General features: G+C 36.8%; 13 protein-coding genes. 4 read left to right on the top strand and 9 right to left on the bottom strand.

The window, feature by feature from the left end:
* Positions 1-15: 15 nt before the first annotated feature.
* Entirely contained in the window at positions 16-429 is a 414-nt protein-coding gene (gene rpsL, locus AAKU52_RS00360) for a 30S ribosomal protein S12 (RefSeq protein WP_008244597.1), read from the bottom strand.
* A gap of 231 nt (positions 430-660) precedes the next feature.
* Positions 661-885, bottom strand: coding sequence for a VF530 family protein (locus tag AAKU52_RS00355; RefSeq protein WP_354329027.1), 225 nt, complete (start codon positions 883-885; stop codon positions 661-663).
* Between the two features lie 36 nt (positions 886-921).
* On the opposite strand from AAKU52_RS00355, the gene AAKU52_RS00350 reads away from it, so the two are divergent.
* On the top strand, positions 922-1,560 hold the full coding sequence (locus tag AAKU52_RS00350; RefSeq protein WP_354329025.1) for a DUF8465 domain-containing protein: 639 nt from the start codon (positions 922-924) through the stop codon (positions 1,558-1,560).
* Between the two features lie 441 nt (positions 1,561-2,001).
* Here AAKU52_RS00350 and AAKU52_RS00345 read toward each other — a convergent pair whose 3' ends face one another.
* The 4 genes from AAKU52_RS00345 to AAKU52_RS00330 form a co-directional block, all read right to left on the bottom strand.
* Positions 2,002-4,026 carry a M1 family metallopeptidase gene (locus AAKU52_RS00345; RefSeq protein ID WP_354329023.1) on the bottom strand — a complete coding sequence of 675 codons (2,025 nt, stop codon included), beginning with the start codon at positions 4,024-4,026 and terminating at the stop codon, positions 2,002-2,004.
* Positions 4,027-4,118: 92 nt separating this feature from the next.
* The gene (locus AAKU52_RS00340; protein WP_354329021.1) at positions 4,119-4,859 is read right to left on the bottom strand and encodes a hypothetical protein; all 741 of its coding nucleotides are present in this window, start codon (positions 4,857-4,859) and stop codon (positions 4,119-4,121) included.
* 240 nt (positions 4,860-5,099) lie between these two features.
* Positions 5,100-6,638: a SulP family inorganic anion transporter gene (locus tag AAKU52_RS00335; protein ID WP_354329019.1), complete on the bottom strand. Its 1,539-nt coding sequence runs from the start codon at positions 6,636-6,638 to the stop codon at positions 5,100-5,102.
* Positions 6,639-6,821: 183 nt separating this feature from the next.
* A complete protein-coding gene (locus AAKU52_RS00330; protein WP_354329017.1) occupies positions 6,822-7,175 on the bottom strand; it encodes an arsenate reductase in 354 nt (117 codons plus the stop codon).
* A 111-nt stretch (positions 7,176-7,286) separates the two neighbouring features.
* Between AAKU52_RS00330 and AAKU52_RS00325 the strand changes: the two genes are divergently transcribed.
* The 3 genes from AAKU52_RS00325 to AAKU52_RS00315 are packed head-to-tail and all read left to right on the top strand — an operon-like array spanning position 7,287 to position 13,201.
* The gene (locus AAKU52_RS00325; RefSeq protein WP_354329015.1) at positions 7,287-10,733 is read left to right on the top strand and encodes a response regulator; all 3,447 of its coding nucleotides are present in this window, start codon (positions 7,287-7,289) and stop codon (positions 10,731-10,733) included.
* A 1-nt stretch (position 10,734) separates the two neighbouring features.
* Complete coding sequence (locus AAKU52_RS00320) at positions 10,735-11,571, top strand: CheR family methyltransferase (RefSeq protein WP_354329013.1); 837 nt, start codon at positions 10,735-10,737, stop codon at positions 11,569-11,571.
* A 19-nt stretch (positions 11,572-11,590) separates the two neighbouring features.
* Positions 11,591-13,201 carry a hybrid sensor histidine kinase/response regulator gene (locus AAKU52_RS00315; RefSeq protein ID WP_354329011.1) on the top strand — a complete coding sequence of 537 codons (1,611 nt, stop codon included), beginning with the start codon at positions 11,591-11,593 and terminating at the stop codon, positions 13,199-13,201.
* On the opposite strand, the gene pth is transcribed toward AAKU52_RS00315, so the two are convergent.
* The 3 genes from pth to AAKU52_RS00300 form a co-directional block, all read right to left on the bottom strand.
* Positions 13,175-13,735 carry an aminoacyl-tRNA hydrolase gene (gene pth, locus AAKU52_RS00310; protein ID WP_354329009.1) on the bottom strand — a complete coding sequence of 187 codons (561 nt, stop codon included), beginning with the start codon at positions 13,733-13,735 and terminating at the stop codon, positions 13,175-13,177. The genes AAKU52_RS00315 and pth overlap by 27 nt on opposite strands.
* A gap of 78 nt (positions 13,736-13,813) precedes the next feature.
* A complete protein-coding gene (locus tag AAKU52_RS00305) occupies positions 13,814-15,445 on the bottom strand; it encodes a sodium:solute symporter family transporter (protein WP_354329007.1) in 1,632 nt (543 codons plus the stop codon).
* Between the two features lie 244 nt (positions 15,446-15,689).
* Entirely contained in the window at positions 15,690-16,580 is an 891-nt protein-coding gene (locus AAKU52_RS00300) for an inositol oxygenase family protein (protein WP_354329005.1), read from the bottom strand.
* Positions 16,581-16,719 lie beyond the last annotated feature (139 nt).

The raw sequence follows: 16,719 nt of genomic DNA, 5'->3' as shown, positions 1-16,719 counted from the left end.
TGTTGTTCCTCCTAATTATTTCTTTTTACCTTTTGTTGGTGCCGCTGCTACTTGACCTGGTTTAGGACGTTTAGTACCATATTTTGAACGACGTTGGTTACGACCTGCTACTCCTGAAGTATCTAATGCTCCACGAATAATGTGGTAACGTACTCCTGGTAAATCTTTAACACGACCACCACGGATCAATACAATGGAGTGCTCCTGTAAATTGTGACCTTCACCAGGTATATAGGCATTCACCTCTTTACCATTGGTTAAACGTACACGGGCAACTTTACGCATTGCTGAGTTTGGTTTTTTAGGGGTAGTGGTATATACACGTGTACATACACCTCTTCGCTGTGGACAGCTGTCCAACGCAGGAGACTTACTCTTGAACTCCAGTGCTACTCTACCTTTTCTAACTAATTGTTGAATGGTTGGCATTGTTTTTTTTGTTTTTCTATTAAAATTTAAAAACTTTACCCCTAATAAAGGGAATGCAAAGGTAAGAGAATAAGATTTATAAATCAAATACTTAAAGAAAATAAAATCTACTTTTTGCGTGCTTTCTGCAATATTTGCCCGCAAAAGGGCAAACTACCCTAATCAGGTTTTCAACAAGTAGATTTTTTCTGAGATTGAGAGGGATATGGTGTTAATACAGTAAGGTACACCTTACTTAAAAGTATCCAAATAGAGTTTCTCTACCTTCTTACGTGCCCAGTCTGTTTTACGTAAAAATTTTAGACTGGAATTTAATGTAGGGTTATTATTGAAACAATCAATACGTACCAATTTACCCATCTCAGGCCATCCATAATGCCAGACTAACTGTTTCACTATAAACTCAAGTGTCTTACCATGAAGGGGGTTGTTCACTTGTTCTTCTACCTTTTCCATAGTGTAAAATTAGCAAGTAATAACTAAATTTGAACTATGCAATTAAAATTAGGTGATTTTGTTCGTTTTGTCGACGAAAATATTGAAGGTTATATTACCCGTATTATTGATAAAGACATGATCGGTGTAACCGATTCCAATGATTTTGAAATTCCTGTAATGGCTACAAAAGTTACTTTGGTACATGGGGATATTCCTGATGACAATAACCTGGTCCAAAACAGGACCCAGGCAATAGTTCCTGTGGCAGAATTCATAAAAGATGGTGTATACCTGGGTTTGGTTAGTGACCAGCACAGCAATGTAATTGCTCATTTCCATTTAGTGAATGACACTTCCTATCAATTTTTGCTGGCCTTCAGCACTGAAAAAGGAGATCATTTTAAAGGTGAATTTGCTGGGATTATCGCTCCTCATACTGCTGTAAAAATATTTTCTGCAAACATGGGCGATATCCAACTCTGGCCTAAATTTAGACTGGAAGCACTTTATTATACGCCAGCAAGTGTAGAACCGAAAGCTCCACTGGTTTTTAACCAACCTATAAAAGGCAAAGACCTTTCCGTAGCGAAAACTGAAATCGCTTTATTGAAACAAAAGGGCTGGTTAATTCGACTTGATGTACCGCCTGCGGTATTGGATGCCCAAAAACTGAAAGAAAGCTTTTTTAAATAAAATCCATTTTTTCAAGCCTCACTTAATCTGGTTTAGAGCACAAAAAGTCCCGTTTGCTTATGCAACGGGACTTTTTGTGCTCTATTTTCCTAGAAGCCATATCAATGATCAACCTATAGTCATTCTATTTCTCTCTTTTATTTCGTCATCATTGCTGTGATTAATCATCACAGACTGCCCATTCCATATTTACGTCGTGTCTATGCTGCATCAGGCTCCCGCCAAAACTCATTTGTTGGTTTAAGCCTTAAAATGAGAATAGTAGGGTTGCATAAATAGAACCTTCCTGTAGCCTGTAATTGCCAAGTCGTTACCTGGTAACGACCTACCAAGGTCCTAACAATCCTCACTTCTCCAAAAGCAAATTACAGTAAATGTAAAAGGCTGCATCATTTTGAAGTGATACAGCCTTTTACATAGAAATTAGCACAGTAATATACCTTATTTTGGCCAGTGGTTATTGTCTGGGTTTACATCTGGCAATACTTTATCCGCATCTAAAACAACAGACACGACCTCTTCAACCGTTGGATAATGAACTGTCCAGGTTTTATTACGCATCCAAACATCTACAGGCAATTTCACCAAGTCCTTTTTGCCACTTTTTAAAGTAATAGTTAAAAGCACAGGCATTGGCATTTTCTCCAGGTTGGCGATCACAATATTATAACCGTCGGCAACATTATCCTTTTTTGAAACAGTAACACTATTGATGGCCTGGTCCATTTTCCAATTCTCCAGGAACCAACCTTTCCAAAACCACGATAGGTCCTCGCCTGCTCCATTTTCCATAGAGCGGAAAAAGTCTACAGGTGTTGGGTGTTTAAAAGCCCATTCTTTTATATAAGTTTTAAAAGCATAATCAAAACGATCAGCTCCTAAAATCTGATTTCTTAACAAATCGAGTCCCATACCTGGTTTAGCATATAAATTAATACCTATATTTTTCTCAAGCATGGCATCGGGAGATAGCATGATGTATTCCACATCAGGCTTAGCAAGAAATTTAGCTACCATGTGCATATCGAGCGGGCGATCTTTGTATTCACCATTGTTGAAAGCTGCAGAAGACAAGCCGTTGATGAAAGTATTAAACCCTTCATCCATCCAGCCAAATTTACGCTCATTACTACCAACAATCATTGGGAACCAGGTATGTCCAAATTCATGATCTATCACCCCCCAAACACTACCACCTTTAGCTTTCCATCCGCAGAAAACAATACCAGGATATTCCATACCACTAACATTTGCTGCAATATTGATTGCCATAGGATAAGGATATTCAAACCATTGGTTAGAATAATGCTCGATAGATGCCTTTACATATTCTACACCACGGCCATAGGCATCGGTGCCATTGCTTTCTACTGGTTGTGCAGATACGGCCAGTGCTTTTTTACCACTTGGCAAATTGATACGTGCGGCATCCAATACGAAAGCTTTTGAGGAAGCAAAGGCCACATCACGCGTATTTTTCATTCTAAATTTCCACGTCAACCTGTCTTTTGCCGGACGTGATTTTGGGTCAGTCACTTCTGCTTCTGCACGGATAGCAATTTTAGTATCACTGTTCTTTGCTGCATTCCAACGTTTAAGCTGTTCGGCAGTAAACACATCCTGCGGATTCAATAATTCACCAGAACCCATAACAATGTGACTTGCTGGGGCATTTACAGTAAAGTCTACATCGCCAAATTCACAATAAAACTCTCCAGCACCCCAATAAGGCAAGGTATTCCAGCCCATTACGTCATCATAAACACTCAATCGTGGATACCATTGTGCAATGGTAAAGATTTCTCCGTTTTGTGTGGTCAGGTGGCCCATTCTATCTGATCCGTTAATAGGAATCACAAAAGAAAAGTCCATTTTCAGTGTAATTACCCCACCATTAGCTGCTAGTGGCTCATCCAAACGCACCTGCATACGGGTATCTTCTATAATAGTAGTGAATTTTACTGCTTTATTTCTCGAGGAAACCGGCAATCCCTTTATAGCAAAATTTTTAGGTGTATCTTTCTGTGAAATCGTTAATCCTTTAATAACATAGCCACCATCCAACTTTTCACCGCGTGAACCATAACGGCTACCACTTGGAATTAAAGAAGCTCCTCTGGAATCTTTAGCAAACAAGTTTTGATCGAGTTGTAACCATATATAAGGAAGTTTATCCGGACTATTATTCGTATAAGTTATCGTTACAGCGCCGCTAATCGTATTGTTGATTTCATCAAGGTTGGCGCTAATAATATAATCAGCACGATTTTGCCAATATTTAGGCCCAGGATAGCCACTTGCCGAACGGTTTTCGTTACCATTCTGCGTATAAAACAAAGGACTAAAAGCAGCGTGTGGATCGTAATTGCTTTCGGCTATCGTTATGGGCACCTGTGCCCAGCTCGTCATGCTAAAAGTACACAATAAGATTAAAACGAAAAAATGTTTTATAATAGTCCTATTCATATTTAAAAATTAAGGGTATATTAAAAGCAGTAAATGTATCAAATCAATTTTGATACTGCTGTATTGGGAACATTAAAAATACGGTTAATTGCTTAATTGTTACGTTTAAGGGGCTGCATCGGTGGTGTTATACGTTGCCCTGCAGGTAACTTAAGCCATCTTTGATAGGCTTGTGCAATGTAATAGGAATAGTTAAAAGGCCTTTCGCTTTTTATTAAGGCAACAGATGGCCTAAACATATTGATGAAATCTTTTAGCTCCTTCCCCTTCAATTTAATCAATTCATAAACCGTCTGCTCGTTGAAATTGTTTTTGATTTCAGTTTCAAAAGCATCCCGTTCTTCCAACACCCTTATCTTGGCCTGTTCACGCTTGTACTTGCCATAACCTAATGCAAATTGTAAACCGCCGGCCCTGTCGTTATTACTTTTACCCTCAATTCCATCCGTAGAAATACGCTTACTTTCCCTGGCATTCGGGTTTTCAAGATCAAGGTAAGGTGAAAGTTTAGTACTTATAATAGCCACTTCTTTCAGGCTTTTAGCATTAGAAGGAAGAAATATTTTTTTAGGTTTTAAATCTGTCAGGTATAAAGTATCCACATGGTAACCCACAAGAGAAAACTCCAGAATATCACCCTTTTTAGCAGAGATGGTAAATTGACCACTAGCCTTGGTAACCGCAATTTGTTTATTGGTCAGGTTTTTAACGGCTACTTGTTGTAATGGGAAGGTTTTATTTTCAAAATCATAAACGATCCCATTCACGGAACTTTGTGCCAGTAAATTTAAAGGCAGAACAAGAATGAGGAATAAAAGCGTTTTTTTTACCATGGCCAAATTTAGTATAGTTTACTGTGTTCAATCATTAATTTAACAAAAATTAACGATAAATGTTTAAAATCTGTTTATGCAGCCTATACTATAAATAAAACAAGAAACCCTAATACTAGTGTTAACCAGTTTTTTCAAAAACTATTAATCAGGTAGATCGGCTGAAACTTAACAGGTGGTTGAAAAGCAGGTAAAATACAGATTCTGTAAAATTAATTGTTCAATAAGCAACTGAAAATTTTACGCTTTATCAGTGGCGACATGGTAAGTTGGATCTTCGTAAATATTAACAACTATTACATCATTAGCATTTTTCAGTAAAAGACGACAATCCTCACTCAAATGCATTAAATGCAGCTTTTTATCTACCTTCCGATAGCGTTCAGTCAATTTATTTAATGCTTCAATAGCAGACATATCGGTAACTTTGCTATCCTTAAAATCAATAATGACCTCTGCGGGGTCTTCTAACACATTAAATTTTTCGGTGAATGCCGTTACAGAACCAAAAAACAATGGCCCATATATTTCATAATGCTTAATCCCTTTGTCATCAATATATTTCCTAGCCCTGATACGCTTAGCACTTTCCCATGCAAATACCAATGCAGAAATGACAACACCAATCAGTACGGCAAGGGCAAGATTATGGAGCCATACAGTAATTACAGCCACCAGAATGCCAACAAAAATATCTTGCTTCGGCATTTTGTTTAATATTTTAAAACTTCCCCATTCAAAAGTTCCAATGGCCACCATGATCATTACACCAGTAAGAGCAGCCATAGGCAGAAGGCCAATAATAGGGGCACCAAAAAGAATAATCAATAAGATGGTTAATGCGGCTACGATTCCGGAGAGCCTGGCCCTCGCACCTGCAGAAAGGTTAACTAAAGTTTGTGCAATCATTGGGCAACCGCCCATTCCAAAAAAGAAACCATTCAGAATATTTGCACTGCCCTGAGCAATGCACTCCCTATTGCCATTACCCTTTGTTCCTGTAATTTCATCTACTACATTTAAGGTAAGCAGCCCCTCGGTTAAACCAACTGCTGCCATAATAACTGCATAGGGAAGAATGACTTGCAGCGCCTCCAGGCTAAATGGAATGTTTGGAATATGGAATGGCGGAAAGCCACCACTTACAGAAGCGATATCACTTACAGTTTTGGTGTCTATGCCAAAACCAAGAACAATCAGAAACACAATAATGATCGCAACCAGTGATGATGGGACCGCTTTAGTTATTTTTGGAAAAAAGACAACAATAGCCACCGTTAATGCAACCAAACCAACCATAATAAATAATGGTTCGCCTATTAACCAACTCACTTTCCCATCAACAACAGTTTTAAACTGCTCCAGTTGTGCCATAAAAATGATCACCGCTAAACCGTTAACAAAACCATACATTACAGGCTGTGGCACTAAACGAATAAACTTACCTAATTTAAATAAACCCACCAGAATTTGAACGATACCCGCCAGTGCAACTGCTGCAAATACGTATTCGATTCCATGAGTTTGCATAAGGGCAATAATTACAACAACTATTGCTCCGGCACCACCGGATATTAACCCAGGACGGCCTCCAAAAATTGAAGTTACCAGTCCCATTATAAATGCAGCATATAAACCTACCAGAGGAGGAAAACCTGCTAAAATAGCAAAAGACAAAGATTCAGGTATCATAGTCATAGCCACAGTGAGTCCTGCCAAAATTTCAGTTCTGTAGTTAACTTTTTGAGAAAAGTCAAAAAAACGAGTACGGAGAAACATACTTAAATATTATTGTAAAAAAAGAAAACATAGGGGAATTGCCTTAGCTAAAATTGAAGCCTCAGGAATAAAGAGATTCTATTTAAGAAATCAGTGCTTTGTCACCAAGTTATATGAAACTTTATTTAATTTTCTCATTTCGATTGTTGCAAATCTAAAATAAAATATCAAAAACAACAACAATTAAGGGTTCTTCAGAACTTCGCTATATAGCCCCTCATTAAAACTTAACAATATAGCCTTACCGTTCTGCTCAACAATTGGGCGTTTTATAGCACTGGTATGGGTTAGCAGAAAACTAACAACCGAAGCTTGATCAACAACATCCTTTTGCTCTTCCAGACTTAGCTTGTTCCAGGTGGTGCCCTTTTTATTTAGCACAGTTTCCCAACCAAAAATAGCACACCATTGGTTTAACTTTTCAGGGCTAATTCCATTTTTTTTAAAGTTATGGAACTCATAATCAAAACCATTTACCGTTAACCAGTCAAGGGTTTTTTTTACTGTATTACAATTGGGGATACCGTATATTATCATTTATGTGCAAAGATATACATCTAAATTACTTTTTAGATTAATCTATATGATTAACAGCGCCAACATAAATATTTTGACTAACATTGTCAATGAATTAATATACCTCTACTAATGTTTAAATTTACTTTCAGACAGCAAGTTCTAACCGGATTTATTATCTCTTTAATATTTGTACTGTTCTCTGCAGTAACTTCTTATTATAGCGTCAAATCATTAACGCATGAATCTGAATTAAAAAACCATACCTACAATGTAATTAATACCGCAGGAGAAATTGGTCTGAAATTGACTATTGCAGAAAGCAGTATGCGGGGATATATTTTAAGCCAACAGGCACCCTATCTTGTACCTTATACAAAAAACACAGAAGGATTACTGTTTAATATTAACGAGCTGAGAAATTTGATCATTGATAGTCCAGAACAGGTAGCAAAGGTTGATTCTATTGAAAAATATGTTAGCCTTAAAAGCAACTTCATGAAAGAGACTCTTCAGATTAATAATGACATTGATAGAAATGAGGCTATTCAAAAAATCCTGACTAACAAGGGCAAAGAATTAAAGGAAACCGTCGACAAATTTATTAATCAACTCATTAATGCAGAAAAAAAACTTCTTGCACAAAGAAAGGAAGCAACCCTAAGAAGTAGTGAAAAAAGCATTAATACCGTGGTAGGAAGTGCTATTATTATCTTTTGCCTAATCCTATTTTTGTCCTCTTACATCAAAAGAACCTTTGATCAACAAAAATTAATAGAAATCCAGATCCGCAAAAACAACAAGCAACTCCTGAAATTATCAGCAGAAAATACAGAAAAAAACTGGTTACTTTCAAGCGTAACCACCATCAATGAAGCACTGCGTGGAGAACAAGGATTAGAAGAATTATGCAACAATATAATTACTACAATATGCAACGTACTGGATGCACCTGTCGGAATTTTCTTCTTGGCTGATGAAGACCATAACGCACTTAAACTTATTGGAAGCTATGCTTACAAGCGAAATAAAGAAACTATCCAGATTTATAAATATGGTGAAGGATTAGTAGGTCAGGCGGCATTGGAAAAAGCCCCTAAATTATTTAATATAATTCCAGAAAATTATATTAAAGTGAGTTCTGGTTTGGGCAATGCAGCACCACAATGTGTTTACATTAGTCCAATCTTGTTTAATGGAAAAACTTTAGCGGTTATAGAATTAGGCCTAAACAAAGCACCTGACCATGCTGGAATCTTATTTCTACAAACCATAGGCGAAAGTATTGCTGTTGCTATTAACAGTGCTGATGCCAGAATAAAGCTACGAAACCTGCTTCGCCAATTACAACAACAGACCGAAGAATTAGAAACGCAGCAGGAAGAATTACTGACTACAAATGATGAATTGGTTTATAAATCTGAGCAACTCCAGGCATCGGAAGAGGAGCTAAAAGTTCAACAAGAAGAATTAAAGCAAACTAATGTCGAGCTGAAAGAAAAAGCAGAACAATTGGAAGATAGAAATGCCTCCATAAATAAAGTAAATGAAGCTATAAATATCAAAGCAGAAGAACTAAGCATTTCGAGCAAATATAAATCTGAATTTTTGGCCAACATGAGCCATGAATTGAGAACACCTCTTAACAGCATTTTAATTCTGGCCAGAATATTAAATGAGAACAAAGCACAGAATATGAATCCTGACCAGGTGAAGTATGCAGGAATAATTCACAAGGCAGGAAACGACCTTCTTACCCTGATTAATGACATTCTGGATCTAACTAAAATAGAGTCTGGAAAAACGGATTTAAACGTTGAGTCTGTTAGTCCGCTGGAAATTAAGCACGACATGGAAGCATTGTTTAATGAACTGGCCAAAAGCAAAAACATAAATTTCCAGGTAAATGTAGCCGATAATATGCCAGAACGCTTGCTCACAGACCTAACCCGTGTGGAGCAGATTATTAAAAATCTATTATCAAATGCCTTTAAATTTACGCCAAACCAAGGAGAAATCAGGCTTGATATTGCTGAAGCAAATCCGAAACAGAATTTCTACTCCACACAATTAAATAACGAAAAAGCAGTTATTGCACTTACTGTAAAGGATTCTGGGATAGGCATTCCAGCAGAAAAACAACAATTAATATTTGAGGCTTTCCAACAGGCAGATGGTTCTACTAGCAGGAAATATGGAGGTACGGGACTCGGTCTTTCTATTAGTAAAGAACTAGCCAAAATTCTGGGTGGAGAAATACAACTTGAAAGCGCTATTGGTGCCGGAAGTAGCTTTACTTTGTTTATACCGGCGGTTTTTACAGCCGATCAACATATTACTGTTGTAAACAAAACAACAAAACCGGAAATATTTACTAAGAAAGGGTTAATAGTTCCCACACCGCCCGAGGGGAAAGAGCAAGTTATGTTGATTGTTGAGGATGACGAAGTATTTGCTAACGTACTTAAAGATTATGCAATTGAAAAAGGATTCCATCCTATCCTTGCTTTCAGGGGTGATACGGCTTTAGAAATGGCCTTTTCAGAACTTCCTGATGCTATTGTTTTAGACATCATGTTACCTGTGATGGATGGATGGACCATTCTAAAAAAATTAAAAGCAGATCCAAGAACTAAACATATCCCAGTACACATGATGTCTGCGGGTGATGAAAGAGAAGATAAAGCTGAACATGAAGGTGCAATCGGATTCCTAAAAAAACCTATAGAAATAGAACATCTCGACCAGGCCTTTAATTTCATTAAACATTATCACTTAAAATATAACTTTAAAACAGTACTGCTTATTGAAGACCAGGAGCTGCAAAGCATGGTTGTGAAAGAAGAACTGATGAATAAAGGTATAGAAGTTGCACAGGCATTTAGTGGCAAACAAGCATTAGACTTGTTAAAATCCAGGATTTTTGATTGTATTATTTTGGATTTAAACCTTCCTGATATTTCTGGTTTTGATTTATTGGACAAAATTAAAATGCAGCCTCAGCTGATGCATATTCCCGTTGTTATCAATACTGCAATGGAACTTGATGAGAAAAAAATGGCGCACATTATGAAATATACAGAAGCCATGGTCTTAAAATCAACAAAATCAAATAACAGATTGATTGATGAGGTTAGTTTGTTTATTAATAAGCTTAAAAAACAAGACAAGCAGCACTCTATTTTTATTCCAAGCTTTGAAAGCACCTTTCAACAGAAAACCATCCTAATTGCTGATGATGATATGCGTAATATTTTTGCCCTCTCCAGTGCTTTACAGGAGTTCAATTTAAATATCGTTATCGCTAATAACGGAAGGGAAGCCCTGGAAAAACTTACAAAAGAAAAAAACATCAACCTTGTGCTGATGGATATCATGATGCCTGAAATGGATGGTTATGAGGCCATGCGTACTATCAGACTGAATAAAGAATTCGAAAAACTTCCTATAATTGCGCTAACGGCCAAAGCTATGAAGCAAGACAGAGAAAAATGTATTGAAGCAGGTGCAAATGATTACATTTCTAAACCGGTAGATATAGATAAATTACTATCCATGATGCGGGTTTGGTTAAGTTAATATGAAAAATAGTTTAGAACCAATTCCAGAAACCATTACCTACGAAGAGCTTTCGAGCTTAAACAACTTAATTAAACATATTTATGATTTTGATTTCAGCTCGTATTCAGGTGCTTCATTAAAAAGGAGGGTCTCAAGAATCATGGAATTACAGCACCTCAGTATCTTTGACCTGCGTACGCTATTGACCAATAATCCGGAATATTTTGAATCTTTTATAAGGGAAGTCACCGTAAATGTGACAGAAATGTTTCGTGATCCTGATTTCTTTAAAGCTATTAAAAATGAGGTTATGCCCTATATGCAATCTTATCAAAAGATAAAAGTGTGGAATGCAGGTTGCTCCTCTGGCGAAGAACTCTATTCTTTCGCTATCTTATTTATTGAAGGAAAAATATATGACAGAACTTTCTTTTATGGAACAGATATCAATTCGGATGTTTTAGCACAAGCTAAACTTGGTATCTATGACCTCCATAAGATGAAAGTTTATGCCGAAAACTATTTAAAAACCGAGGCAGAATATACGTTATCAGATTACTATACTGCAAAATACAATGCCGCATCTATTAATCATTCTTTAAAGAAAAATATATTGTTCTCTGAACATAACCTGGCCTCTGATGGGGTATTTAATGAGTTTCAATTAATTTCATGCCGTAATGTATTAATTTACTTCAATTTAGAACTTCAAAAAAAGGTTATTACGCTTTTCTATAATAGTTTAGCTAATTTTGGCTTTTTATGCCTGGGTTCTAAAGAATCTTTAAGAGATACAGCATTTGAAAAATTCAGGGTGATTGATAAAAAAAATAACATCTACCAAAAAATAGCCTAGCAGAATATCAATAACAGAAATGACACAAAATAACACGGAAAAGATTAACCTGCTAATTGTTGACGACCGAGAAGAAAACATTGTTGCGTTAGAAGCTCTTTTAGGACGTAATAACCTCAATATCATTAGTACAACTCTACCTAATGAAGCCCTGCGTTTATGCTGGGAATCGGATATAGCTATTGCACTTGTTGATGTGCAAATGCCCGGAATGGATGGCTTTGAGCTCGTAGAAATATTAAAAAACAATCCACGTACAAAAGATATACTGATCATTTTTGTAACAGCTATTTCCATGGACACCAAATATGCCGTTAAAGGGCTGAATACTGGTGCCGTAGATTATTTGTATAAACCTCTAAACCCATTTGTTACTTATGCAAAAGTAGATTCTTTTATTCAGTTTGTGCGCAACCAACGTGCGCTCAAGAAACAGAATCGGGAATTAGAAGCCTTCCAGAAAGAGCTGATTGAAGCCAAAGAGCTTGCTGAACAAGGTAAAAGAATTAAAGAAAACTTCCTTGCTAACATGAGTCACGAAATCCGTACGCCTATAAACGGTATCATTGGTATTGCTACTTTACTGAACAATACTGTGTTAACAGCCGAACAGCAGGAAATGATTAAATTATTAGAGATCTCCTCGCAATCTCTTCTGGGGGTAATAAATGACATTTTAGACCTTTCAAAAATAGAAGCTGGAAAATTCAAAATTAGCAGAACGAAAATTAATTTGGCTAAAAATTGTCAATCGATCATCAACTTATTGAAAATTAGAGCTAGAGAAAAGGGCTTGAATTTAATTTTTGAATTGGATAAGGATTTACCAGAATTGGTAATGGCAGATTCTTTGCGATTAAATCAGATACTGATGAACCTAATTGCAAATGCTATAAAATTTACAACTTCAGGCTCGGTAACTTTAAAAGTTAAGGTTATAAACAGGAAAGGGAATACCATCCAAATCAGATTTTCGATAATCGACACTGGTATTGGTATAGCTAAAGAAAACATTGACAAGGTATTTGAGATTTTTGAACAGGCAGACGAACAGACCACTATCAAATTTGGAGGAACCGGACTTGGGCTTTCCATTGTTAAAAACCTTGCAAAACTTAAAGGTGGAATATTGGAAGTCAGCAGTGAAGAAAATAAAGGCAGTACTTTTTCCTTTATCAATTGGTATGAAGAAGTTGAAAGCGAAAAAATAATTCCTCCAGTTACCCCAGTTGAATTTCTACCCTTTGAGCAGGTAAAAATATTGGTTGCCGAAGACAATACGATTAACCAATTCCTGATTGCAAAGATCTTAAAAAACTGGAATATAGAGATTGAACTAGCCGAGAATGGCCAGGAAGCAATTGATTTGTTAAGTAAAAACGATTACAACCTGATCTTAATGGATACTTTCATGCCGATAATGAATGGGCTGGATGCCATTAAATTAATCAGAAAAGGTTATGCACCTGGCAAAGAAAATATCCCGATCATCACTTTCTCTGCGGCAGTAATGGAAGAAGATAAGAAAACCGCCATTGATGCAGGTGCTGATGATATTTTAAGCAAACCCTTCGAGATGGAAGTCCTCTACAAAAAAATCAAACTATTTGTTGAAGGAAGTCATAGTTAACGATGAACCAATGGTAACCAGGCTCTGAATCAAACTAACACTTTTATCAATTAAAGCTGGTAACTCAGGCTGCTCATCCTTATCAAAAGGAGCCAAAACATAATCAATTTGCCTGCCTTTAGAAAAGTTTTCATCAATGCCAAACCTTAATCGCGGGTAGTTTTGTCCGCCGCACATTTCTTCAATACTTTTCAATCCGTTATGTCCGGCGCTGCTGCCCTTTAATTTCAATCTTAATTTACCGAAGGGTAAGGCAAGGTCATCAACCAATACCAGGATATTCTCTAGCGGAATTTTTAATTCCTGCATCCAATAATTAACAGCCCTACCGCTTAAATTCATGTAGGTGGTAGGTTTAATTACATGCAGTTTTCTTCCCTTATAATTAAGTTCAGCATAATAAGCCAGGCGGAGGAAAGAAAAAGTGCCACCGAGTTCTTTAACCAGCTCATCCGCAATATCAAAACCAATATTATGTCTGGTATGTGCATATTCAGGCCCAATATTGCCTAAACCCACGATCAGGTATTTCATGTCTTTTATTTGAATATTTATAGTTGGCTGCAAATGTAAAGGTTTAAAAGAGAAACAGACCGTATCGTTGACAAGAGATTACCAAAAAACGGTATACAAGGCCACCAGTATTCCCATAATCAGGATGGAGCCAAAGGCAAAACCAGTTGAAACCCGAAACATTGATTTATCTATTTCAATCACGTGAACCTCATTCTCTTTCTGTGGATTGATTAAGGTTATGGCCGCCATAGTTGCTACAATTAAAACAAAGGTGATACTCATCCTATCTAAAAAAGGATAATCTGGAAAACGTCCTCCAGTCCACAGGGGTAAAAATTTCAATATCGTTGAAATTGGAATCGTTAAAAGGGCTCCAGCCATTGCCGCTGCTGCAGTGGTACGTTTCCAGAAAAAGCCAAGTAAAAATATGGCCAAGACCCCAGGAGAAATGAACCCTACATATTCCTGAATAAACTGGTAGGCCTGATCAAGGGATTTTAATGCTGGCGTTACAACTCCTGCAATAACCATCGCGATCACAACAGCCCATCTGCCTACCAGAACCATCTTTCTTTCAGATGCAGTTTTATTAAAATATTTCTTATAAATATCAAGGGAGAAAATAGTTGAAATACTGTTTGCTTTACCCGCCAGGGAGGCAACGATGGCTGCAGTTAGTGCCGCAAATGCAATACCCTTTAATCCGGCAGGCAATAGATTCATTAATGTTGGATAGGCATGATCTGGTTTAATAGCTCCTGAGGCATCCGACATCTCTTGTTGAAACAAACCTTTATTATGCAATACATACATCACAATGCCTGGTAATACGGCTATTATTGGCACCAATAGTTTTAGAAATGCAGCAAATAAAATTCCATTACGAGCAGTTTTCAGATCTGCACCTAATGCACGTTGTACTATATATTGATTGCAACCCCAATAGGCAAGATTATTAATCAACATCCCCCCAAATAACACAGAAAGGCCTGGCAATTCCTTATAATATTTATTTGAAGAGTCAAATATCATGTGAAAATGACTCGGTGCTTCTTTACGCAAAACAGAGAGACCTTTAAAAATATCTTTACCAAAGCCATACTCCTGCGACAATAAAGTCAATGCCAGATAAGTGGTAACTAAACCCCCAATAATTAACACAACAACTTGTATCACATCAGTATAACCAATTACCTTCATTCCGCCTAAGGTTACAATCATAGAAAAAATAATTAGCCCAACAATACTCCATTCAAAACTTATCGGAGAAATGGCTGAAATAGCAAGTGCCCCGAGATAGATGATCGACGTTAGATTCACAAATACATAGACCAATAACCAAAATATGGCCATGATGGTACTTACTTTATCATTATACCGTTTCGATAAGAATTGCGGCATCGTGAATATTTTATTCTTAAGATATACAGGGATAATAAAGATGGCAACAATGATTAGCGTTGCTGCTGCCATCCATTCATAAGTAGAAATAGCCAATCCCAATGCAAAACCAGAACCTGACATGCCGATAAAGTGTTCCGCTGAAATATTGGAAGCTATTAATGAGGCTCCAATAGCCCACCAAGTAAGGGAACCTTCGGCGAGAAAAAAATCTTTTGAACTGGTGGATACCGATTTCTTTTTATGGTAAATGTAATACCCATAAGATGATACGGCAAGGAAATAAATAAAGATAACAAGGTAATCGGCGGTTTGTAATTGGTTCATTAGGTTTTTATAATGGTTAAATATAATAACTTGTTGTACAACAAAAAATTAAATAATAACACCCGGCATCAATGGATAGCCTCCATGCAACGCAGATACAATAGCTGTAATTGTACATAACATCCTTCAGATAGATTTAGTATTAAGTGGTTAGCAGACATAGTTAGGCGAAGAAATAGCATTGTACAGTCAAGCATTTCTTGATTTTACCTAAGAATTTTGTTACAAAGACAAAAGTTTACGATTAAAATTTTAAGGTTTTTGGGAAATATTTTAAGGCTAATTCTTCATAATATGGCTTTAATTCGTTCCAGTTTGGGGGAGTCGGACTTTTAGAATACAAGTCATAAGGATTAAAGAGATCTACCCATTTAAACATCTCCTGATCATGCGCATCCATTAAATGATCATAGGCGTGTTCGCGGTGCTGCGAATAGAAAGAATGGTACCTAAGCATATATAAGGCAGGTTCAGGAAGATAATCTTTGGCCATTTGATAAACATATTCATCGTGGCCCCAAGATAGATGCACGTTTTTCAATCCGCAATTTGGTGTATATACACCGAACTTGGTGTTATATTGCTCGTTGTTTAAATCAGGATTATCTTTAAAAAATTCGGGATATACTATTTTATCGGAAAATGCACAGCCAACAGGAAAAGTATCACCTACCACTGCCCATTGGGGTTCTCCAAAAAGGCATAACACTTTACCCATATCATGTAACAGGCCCACCATCACCATCCATTCCGGATGTCCATCCTTACGTATAGCTTCTGAAGTTTGCAGCAGGTGTTGGAACTGGTCAAGGTCAGTGTCGGGGTCAGAATCATCTACCAGTTCATTTAAAAATTGGAATGCATCCCAAAATGGCATTTCCTTTTTGTTAAACTGAAGGTAGTCTGATTTTTTTTCCAACACAAAGTCATAGCTTTGGTATTTATGATTAAGCCTGTAAAATTCCCTAACAGCATCTTTTTCAGTACTTTCATAATCACGGAAGGCCTCGGTGGCTTTTTCCGTATTAATAGATGCGGGATCTGGATAGCGTTTCAGCAACTCATCTTCCCATTCATCCATACTTTTTAAAGGATTAATTTCTTTAAGATCAAAGTTATTCGAAGAAGGTTCCATTTCAAGTAAGCGTTTAGGTTTTATATCATTGGTAATTCTAAGTTGGGCAATTAATTTCTTTCCTTAACAGCTATTTAGTATATTTATTTACGAAACCGGTTTCGTAAATAACATACATACAGTATGTTTTTATACTTAG

The organism is Pedobacter sp. CG_S7, from assembly GCF_040544395.1.
GTDB lineage: Bacteria > Bacteroidota > Bacteroidia > Sphingobacteriales > Sphingobacteriaceae > Pedobacter.
This window is presented reverse-complemented; position numbering and strand designations above follow the sequence as displayed.

What these genes read in the sequence shown, in the direction of transcription:
- AAKU52_RS00315 (WP_354329011.1), top strand. Translation starts at nt 11,591, where the DNA reads ATGACACAAAATAACACGGAAAAGATTAACCTGCTAATTGTTGACGAC.
- AAKU52_RS00330 (WP_354329017.1), bottom strand. Translation starts at nt 7,175, where the DNA reads ATGATAATATACGGTATCCCCAATTGTAATACAGTAAAAAAAACCCTT.
- AAKU52_RS00345 (WP_354329023.1), bottom strand. Translation starts at nt 4,026, where the DNA reads ATGAATAGGACTATTATAAAACATTTTTTCGTTTTAATCTTATTGTGT.
- AAKU52_RS00335 (WP_354329019.1), bottom strand. Translation starts at nt 6,638, where the DNA reads ATGTTTCTCCGTACTCGTTTTTTTGACTTTTCTCAAAAAGTTAACTAC.
- AAKU52_RS00350 (WP_354329025.1), top strand. Translation starts at nt 922, where the DNA reads ATGCAATTAAAATTAGGTGATTTTGTTCGTTTTGTCGACGAAAATATT.
- pth (WP_354329009.1), bottom strand. Translation starts at nt 13,735, where the DNA reads ATGAAATACCTGATCGTGGGTTTAGGCAATATTGGGCCTGAATATGCA.
- AAKU52_RS00325 (WP_354329015.1), top strand. Translation starts at nt 7,287, where the DNA reads ATGTTTAAATTTACTTTCAGACAGCAAGTTCTAACCGGATTTATTATC.
- AAKU52_RS00355 (WP_354329027.1), bottom strand. Translation starts at nt 885, where the DNA reads ATGGAAAAGGTAGAAGAACAAGTGAACAACCCCCTTCATGGTAAGACA.
- AAKU52_RS00305 (WP_354329007.1), bottom strand. Translation starts at nt 15,445, where the DNA reads ATGAACCAATTACAAACCGCCGATTACCTTGTTATCTTTATTTATTTC.
- AAKU52_RS00300 (WP_354329005.1), bottom strand. Translation starts at nt 16,580, where the DNA reads ATGGAACCTTCTTCGAATAACTTTGATCTTAAAGAAATTAATCCTTTA.
- rpsL (WP_008244597.1), bottom strand. Translation starts at nt 429, where the DNA reads ATGCCAACCATTCAACAATTAGTTAGAAAAGGTAGAGTAGCACTGGAG.
- AAKU52_RS00340 (WP_354329021.1), bottom strand. Translation starts at nt 4,859, where the DNA reads ATGGTAAAAAAAACGCTTTTATTCCTCATTCTTGTTCTGCCTTTAAAT.
- AAKU52_RS00320 (WP_354329013.1), top strand. Translation starts at nt 10,735, where the DNA reads ATGAAAAATAGTTTAGAACCAATTCCAGAAACCATTACCTACGAAGAG.